Origin of the sequence: Nocardioides sp. (assembly GCF_044226305.1) — a bacterium.
Classification (GTDB): Bacteria; Actinomycetota; Actinomycetes; order Propionibacteriales; family Nocardioidaceae; genus Nocardioides.
The window spans coordinates 1-6,998 of the sequence record NZ_JBGAHF010000038.1; the positions used below are offsets into that span (position 1 = coordinate 1).

Annotated in this window: 7 protein-coding genes; 5 read left to right on the plus strand and 2 right to left on the minus strand. The window is 72.3% G+C overall.

Going from position 1 to position 6,998, the window contains the following annotated elements; genetic code table 11:
• Positions 1–304 precede the first annotated feature (304 nt).
• Complete coding sequence (locus tag ACILQ5_RS21180; protein WP_395660016.1) at positions 305–1,078, plus strand: hypothetical protein; 774 nt, start codon at positions 305–307, stop codon at positions 1,076–1,078.
• A gap of 155 nt (positions 1,079–1,233) precedes the next feature.
• Positions 1,234–1,458 (plus strand): hypothetical protein, encoded by a 225-nt coding sequence (locus ACILQ5_RS21185; protein ID WP_395660017.1) that lies wholly within the window; start codon positions 1,234–1,236, stop codon positions 1,456–1,458.
• Between the two features lie 257 nt (positions 1,459–1,715).
• Here ACILQ5_RS21185 and ACILQ5_RS21190 read toward each other — a convergent pair whose 3' ends face one another.
• Together ACILQ5_RS21190 and dnaB are read right to left on the minus strand one after the other, a co-directional pair.
• Complete coding sequence (locus ACILQ5_RS21190) at positions 1,716–1,931, minus strand: hypothetical protein (protein ID WP_395660018.1); 216 nt, start codon at positions 1,929–1,931, stop codon at positions 1,716–1,718.
• Between the two features lie 36 nt (positions 1,932–1,967).
• Entirely contained in the window at positions 1,968–3,386 is a 1,419-nt protein-coding gene (gene dnaB, locus ACILQ5_RS21195) for a replicative DNA helicase (protein WP_395660019.1), read from the minus strand.
• Positions 3,387–3,833: 447 nt separating this feature from the next.
• Here dnaB and ACILQ5_RS21200 point away from each other — a divergent pair, with 447 nt between their 5' ends.
• The 3 genes from ACILQ5_RS21200 (at position 3,834) to ACILQ5_RS21210 (ending at position 6,964) form a co-directional block, all read left to right on the plus strand.
• Positions 3,834–5,183, plus strand: coding sequence for an MATE family efflux transporter (locus tag ACILQ5_RS21200; protein WP_395660020.1), 1,350 nt, complete (start codon positions 3,834–3,836; stop codon positions 5,181–5,183).
• Positions 5,180–5,716, plus strand: coding sequence for a hypothetical protein (locus tag ACILQ5_RS21205; protein ID WP_395660021.1), 537 nt, complete (start codon positions 5,180–5,182; stop codon positions 5,714–5,716). The genes ACILQ5_RS21200 and ACILQ5_RS21205 overlap by 4 nt, the downstream gene beginning before the upstream one ends.
• Before the next feature lie 81 nt (positions 5,717–5,797).
• Entirely contained in the window at positions 5,798–6,964 is a 1,167-nt protein-coding gene (locus ACILQ5_RS21210; protein ID WP_395660022.1) for a hypothetical protein, read from the plus strand.
• The last annotated feature ends 34 nt before the right edge of the window (positions 6,965–6,998 follow it).

Here is a 6,998-nt window from a genome sequence, read left to right on the forward strand (position 1 = left end):
ACCCACCCCGGCTGCGACGCACCACCGTGGCGCTGCCACGCCCACCACGACCTCGAATGGTCCAACGGCGGCCCCACCGACCTCGCCAACGGACGACTCCTCTGCCCCCGCCACCACCACCTCCACCACCGCCACCAGCCGAACAAGCCCGGCTACCACCCACGCACGTAGGCGCTTGTCGAGTCACCGTCAGGAAGTCGTGGCCCGCACCGTGCACTGGATGCTCGCCAGTCCCGGCCCGGCCCGGCTGCGCGCCCGGTACGACGAATGAGGGTCAGGCCCCGCCCGCACGTACGCTCTCGCCGTGCCTGACCGACAGCCGACCAAGCGAGCCTTGTCCCGGACCCTCCCCCGGCTGCGGCGACTCGTCGTCGCGACGGCCTGCGCGGCGGCCATCGCCGCTAGCGTCACGCTCGTCACGACGTCTGCGGCACCGGCCTCGGCGGCCACCGACGGGCTCTCGTCCCCCGACGGCGTCCTCTATCAGGAGTGCGTGAAGCACCCCTACCGGTACTCGGTCACCGTCCCCGACGGCTACGACTACGAGATGACCATCGACGCCAAGGCGATCGGCCCAGCCGGGTACGTCGCCGAGGACGACTTCCGCTACATCACCTCCACGAGCGGCACCGCCTCGATGCTGTTCTGCGGCGACGAGAAGGCAGGCCGTTACCTCCTCGAAGCAGAGGTCGAAGCCTGCGACGAGAGCTACAACTGCGACACCATCACGCTGCCATCCGCCCGGTTCAGGATGCGCGAGGCACGCACCCGGACCACCCTCGTCATCAAGCCCCTCAGGCCCAGGTTCAACGAGGTGGTCCGGCTGGTCACCACCAGCAGGGAGGAGCGATCCGGCGGCTATGCCCCGGCGATCTACGCCCCGGTCGGCCTCGAGCTCCGCGCCCAGCACCGGTGGACCAACGTGAAGGCCGCCAAGGCGCGCACCGACCGTCACGGCAGGTCCGTGACCCGCCTCCGCTGGAACGTCCGTCGACCCCTCACGATCCGCGCCATCACGCTGCCCTCCAACCACGGAGCCGGGTCTGCTTCCGCGGCTCGGACCGTCCGGACCCGGTAGGCGGACCCCGGCCCCCCGGGGGCCAGGATGCCCACCATCGGCCCGGGTGGCTCGATCGCGGCTTCCCTCACCGCCACGGGGTCGACCATGGTTCCCGGGCGGGTCGGGACGTTGGTCCCTCGTCCCCACCGGTGTCCTGGGGGGAGCGTCGAGCCATGGGGTTACAGCTGCAGATCGCTGAACGTACAACGGGCTCCTGGCTGTGCATGGTGGCCGGCTGCGGGTACGACGAGCACCTGTGTTTCGACGAGGCGCTGCCGCACCTCCAGACCGAGGCCGCCGGCCTGGAGGACGTCGACCTGTGGGTCCGGTTCGCCGACGGTGTCACGGAGAAGCTCGCGGTCGTCGCTCCGGTCGTGCCGACCCGCGCCGGCACCTGACCCGTTCGCCGAGGCAGCGCGGCAGTCAGACAGCGACCGAGCCGAGGTGGGAGTCATGGCTCGCCGATGATCTGGGGTCCTCGACGGGCCGTCGACGCCCATCGTGGTGGTCGCGTGGCGCGGTCCGGCGACACGTTCGCGCGGACAGATGGGTCTGCACGTTCCAGGGCTCTGGCCGGTCGAGTCCAGCGTGCAGGCGGCCCGTCGGCCGGTCTACCGTCCGAGAAAGGCTGCGGCCGGCGCCTACTCCCACGTCCTCAGGTGACGCTGGCCGCAGTCAGTCGGGTGCGTACGTCGGCGGTGCGCGCGTTCCCGACTCCGACGATGGCGGTCGCGACGTGACCGTCCGCGAACGCGTCGAACTGGCGTGCGCGCTCATCCAGGGCGATCGCGGCGCTGTCGCCGCGCAGGAGGTAGGCGCGTAGCAGGTAGGCGCGCGGCGTGAAACGGGCCGACGCCATCACCGCGTCCACGCCTCGGCCCGGCACGTCACCGGTCGCTCAGCGGCCTCAGTGGGCCATGTCGACGAACCGCGAGTAGTGGCCCTGGAAGGCCACCGTGATGTCGCGGGTCGGGCCGTTGCGGTGCTTGGCGACGATCAGGTCGGCCTCGCCGGGGCGGGTCGACTCCTTCTCGTAGACGTCGTCGCGGTGCAGCAGGATCACCATGTCGGCGTCCTGCTCGATCGAGCCCGACTCACGCAGGTCCGCCATCATCGGGCGCTTGTCGCCGCGCTGCTCGGGACCACGGTTGAGCTGGGAGAGCGCGATGATCGGGATCTCGAGCTCCTTGGCCAGCAGCTTGATCTGTCGGGAGAACTCCGAGACCTCGAGCTGGCGTGACTCGACCTTCTTGCCGGACGTCATCAGCTGGAGATAGTCGATGATCATGACCTTGAGGTCGTGGCGCTGCTTGAGCCGGCGCGCCTTGGACCGGATCTCCATCATCGTCATGTTCGGCGAGTCGTCGATGAACATCGGCGCCGACGAGACCTCGCCCATCTTGCGGGCGAGCTTCGCCCAGTCGTCGTCGTTCATGTTGCCGTTGCGGATGTGGTTGAGCGGCACCTTCGCCTCGGCCGAGAGCAGCCGCATGGTGATCTCGGAGCGCGTCATCTCCAGGCTGAAGAACGCGCTGGTCAGGTTGTTGTGGATCGACGCCGCGCGGCACAGGTCGAGCGCCAGCGTCGACTTCCCCATCGCAGGACGCGCCGCGACGATGATCATCTGGCCGGCGTGGAGGCCGTTGGTGAGGTCGTCGAGGTCGGCGAAGCCGGTCGGGACGCCGTAGAGGCCGGCCTCGCGGTTGGAGATCGCCTCGATCTCGTCGAGGACGCCGTCCATGATGTCGCTCAGCGGGGCGTAGTCCTCCGACGAGCGCTTGTCGGTGATCTTGTAGACCTCGGCCTGCGCCTCGTCGACGATGTCGTCGACCTGGCCCTCGCCGGCGTAGCCGATCTGCACGATCTTGGTGCCGGCGCCGACCAGCCGCCGCAGGATCGCCTTCTCACGGACGATCTCGGCGTAGTAGCCGGCGTTGGCCGCGATCGGGACGTTCGCCGAGAGCGTGTGGAGGTACGGCGCCCCGCCGATGCGCTGCAGCTCCCCGCGCCGCTGGAGCTCGGCGGCGACGGTCACCATGTCGACCGGCTCGCCGCGGCCGTAGAGGTCGACCACCGCGTCGTAGATCGTCTCGTGCGCCGGCCGGTAGAAGTCGGCCCCGCGGATCGACTCGGTGACGTCGGCGATCGCGTCCTTGGAGATCAGCATCGCGCCGAGCACCGACTGCTCGGCGGCCATGTCCTGCGGCGGGGTGCGGTCGTTCGGGGAGGTCGGCCGCTCCCCCGGCGCGTACGCCGCGGGGCCGTCGCCCCAGTCGTCGAACGGCGGCTCCGGGACTCCCCGCGTGTCCTGGTCGGTGACGCTCACCAGATCCTCCTCGTCGCACCCACATCGACCCCGCCCTGCGCTGTCGAGGCTAGAGACGCCCACCGACAACCGGGGACCGTACGCGTGGGGGCGGGGTCGGCGACAGCCCCGTATCCACACCCCCCGGCGACGCCTGGGGATAACCGATGTGCCTGCCGTGGACGACACGCCGACAGGTGTGCACAGCCTGTAGACCAGCCTGTGGACGACGGCCGTCCCCGCCCCCGAAACAGGCCGCTGACCTGCGAGGATGTGTTCCCACAGGTGTGCACGAGAAATTAGTCGGCCCGATCTGGAGTTCGGCTGCCGGTCATCTCCCGGCCACCTGGCGGTTTGTCGACTTACCGGTGCCGGACGGGTTTTCCCAAGCTTCTCCACAAGTGTTGATAACTAGTCCTGTACGACACAGGGGCCGGGGGTGCCGCTTACCGTGACTAGGCTCGGCCCATGACCGACGCGCGCGACCGCGAGATCGTGCGCCTGGCCGTCCCGGCCTTCCTGGCGCTGGTCGCCGAGCCGCTGTTCCTGCTCGCCGACGCCGCGATCGTCGGCCACCTCGGCGTCGCACAGCTCGCCGGGCTCGGCATCGCCGCCGTCGTCCTCCAGACCGCCGTCGGGCTGTGCGTGTTCCTCGCCTACGGGACCACCGCCAGCGTGGCCCGGCACCTCGGCGCCGGCGACCTGCGCGGCGCGATCGCCCAGGGCGTCGACGGGATCTGGCTCGCGGTCGCCATCGGGAGCGTCGTCACCGTGCTGGGTGTCGTCCTCGCCGGCCCGCTGACCCACCTCTTCGGCGCGTCGCCGGAGGTCACCGACCCGGCGACGACCTACCTGCGGATCGCCTTCCTCGGGACCGTCCCGCTGCTCGTCATGCTCGCCGCGACCGGCGTGCTGCGCGGGCTCCAGGACACCCGCACCCCGCTCGCCGTCGCCGTGGGCGGCAACGTCGTCAACGTCGGCCTCAACCTGGTCCTCGTCTACCCGGTCGGCCTCGGGATCGCCGGCTCGGCGCTGGGGTCCGTGCTCGCCCAGCTGGTCAGCGCCGCGGTCTTCGTCCTCGTCGTCGTCCGCGCCGCGCGCCGCCACGGCGCACCGCTGCGGCCGGACGTCCCCGGCGTGCGCGCGGCCGGGCGGGCCGGCGTACCCCTGGTCGTGCGCACGCTGACCCTGCGTGCCGGGCTGCTCGTCACGACGTACGCCGTCACGCTCGCCGCGACCGGGCCGCGCCAGCAGGCCGTCGACCTGGCCACCCACCAGCTCGCGATGTCGCTGTGGACCTTCCTGGCCTTCGTCCTGGACGCGATCGCCATCGCCGCGCAGGCGATCACCGGTCGATCGCTCGGCGCCGGGGACGTCGCCGGCACCCGGGAGCTGACCGCCCGGATGATCCGGTGGGGCGTCGTGAGCGGCGTGGTCACCGGCGCCCTGCTCGCGGTCACCAGCCCGGTGCTGGGCGGCCTGTTCACCGACGACGCCGCCGTGCAGGACCTGCTCGTCCCCGTCCTGCTGGTGGCCGCGCTCGCCCAGCCGGTGGCCGGCGTCGTGTTCGTGCTCGACGGCGTGCTCATCGGCGCGGGCGACGGCCGCTACCTCGCGAAGGCCGGCGTGGTCACCCTGGTCGCCTACGTGCCGGTCGTGCTCGCCTGCGCCGCGCGCTCGGCGGGCCTGGTCGCCATCTGGGTCGCGTTCTGCGCCGTCTTCATGGGCGCCCGGCTGCTCGTGCTCCTGCACCGCGAGCGCGGCGACGCCTGGCTGGTCACCGGGGTCGTGACCGCCGCGCCTAGGGTGACGCCGTGAAGCCGCTGCAGGCCGTCGGGATGGGCCTCGTCATCGTCGCCCTCGGGGCGAAGGTGAACGGCTACGACCTCCTGGCCGACCCGCTGGGCTGGCTGCTCGTCCTGTACGGCGTCAGGAGGCTGCCCCGGCTCCCGTGGGGGTCGACCGTGCCGTTCCTCTGCGTGGTGGCGCTCGCCGTGTCCGTGCTGCTGTGGTTCCCGGCCGTCCCCTCCGCCCTTGCCGACGCGGACCCCTCCCTGGAGTGGGCGGCCTCGCTGCCGGAGATCGCGGCGGTCGGCGCGCTCTGCTTCGGCCTGGCCCGGTTGGCCGAGGAGGCCGGCGACCGGCGCGCCCGGACCTGGCTGCGGACGGCGTGCACGCTGCTCGTGGCGGTCGCGCTCGTGCCCGTCGTCGTGCTCTCGCTCCGGTCCGGCGCGGTCGGGGCGATGCTGCTGCTCGGGCTGGTCACCATCGTCTTGGTGATCGTGCTGCTCTTCGCCTACTCCGCGCGCCCGTGGGCCGCCGAGCCGCTGGACCAGACCACCCCCTCCTGAGCCGGCCGCCCGGCGTACCCCGTCGGCCCGGGCCCCGTTGGTCCCGCCGGGAGCACCACCGCACGACCCCGGGAGGGACCCATGCGCTCGTACCGCCGTGCCGCCGTCCTCGGCGCCACCGTCCTCGCCGTCGCCGCCTCGCTGGCCGCGACCCCGCCGCCGGCCACGGCCGCCGACCCGGCCGCGACCTGCGTGAGCGAGGCCCAGCCGGCCGGCCCGCTCGGCGTGCCGACCGGATCGGGCTGCGACGACACGGTGCCGCCCGAGACCACCGTGGACGGGCCGGACCTCAGCGGCGGCTGGATCCGGCAGACCAGCATCTCGATCACCTTCCACGGCGCGCACACCGACGCCGACACGGACCCGATCTCCTACGAGTGCCAGTTCTTCGACACCCCCAGCGCCCCGAGCACCTGGCAGTCCTGCACCTCGCCGTTCACCCGGGACGGGCTGAAGGAGAACACCGCGACGCCCTACACGTTCCGGGTCCGCGCGATCGACACCCCCGACGCCGCGCACGACCTCACCACGGACTTCTTCTTCCCGGCGGCCACCGATGCCCCCGACGTGGACCAGACCCCGGCCGAGCTGGTCTTCCGGGCCGACGCCACCGCGCCCAACACCTACGGCTTCCTGCGCACCAGCTACGCCGACGAGACCTCCTCCGAGCGCCCGATGCTGGTCGAGCCGAGCGCGCAGATCCGGCTGCAGAGCACCCAGGGCGACCGGTACCGCTGCCGGCTCGACGGCCGGGCGGTGCCGTGCAACGACGACCTCACCACGCTGCGCGACCTCGCGCCGGGCGCCCGACGCTTCACCGCGGCGGCGGTCGACGAGGCAGGGAACGTCGACCCCACGCCGTACGTCCAGGAGTTCTTCGTGCCGCGCAACCTCGCGCTCGGCGACGCGCCCGCGTCCTCGCGCGGGGCCTGGAAGCGCTACCGCGACGCCGGCACCTTCGGTGGCGACTACCTCGAGTCGTCGCGGTACGGCGCCACGCTGACCTTCCCGGTCCGCAACGTCCGCGAGATCCGGCTGCTGGCCCCGGCCGGGCCGAACCTCGGCCGGGTCGAGATCCGGGTCGGACGCGGCCAGTGGTTCCCGGTCGACCTGCGCAGCCGGCAGCCGCAGCGGCTCAAGGTCTACGAGGCCCGGAGCAACCTCAGCGGCCTGCTCGCCGGGGTGCTCGAGGTCCGGGTCGCCTCCCACGGCCGGCCGGTCCGGGTGGACGCGGTCGCCGCGCGCTGACCCCGCCGCTCCGAAATGGCGCGACGGGCCCCCC

Excerpts from the sequence above, each read along its gene's own strand:
- ACILQ5_RS21185 (WP_395660017.1), top strand. The coding sequence starts at position 1,234 with ATGGGGTTACAGCTGCAGATCGCTGAACGTACAACGGGCTCCTGGCTG.
- ACILQ5_RS21200 (WP_395660020.1), top strand. The coding sequence starts at position 3,834 with ATGACCGACGCGCGCGACCGCGAGATCGTGCGCCTGGCCGTCCCGGCC.
- ACILQ5_RS21210 (WP_395660022.1), top strand. The coding sequence starts at position 5,798 with ATGCGCTCGTACCGCCGTGCCGCCGTCCTCGGCGCCACCGTCCTCGCC.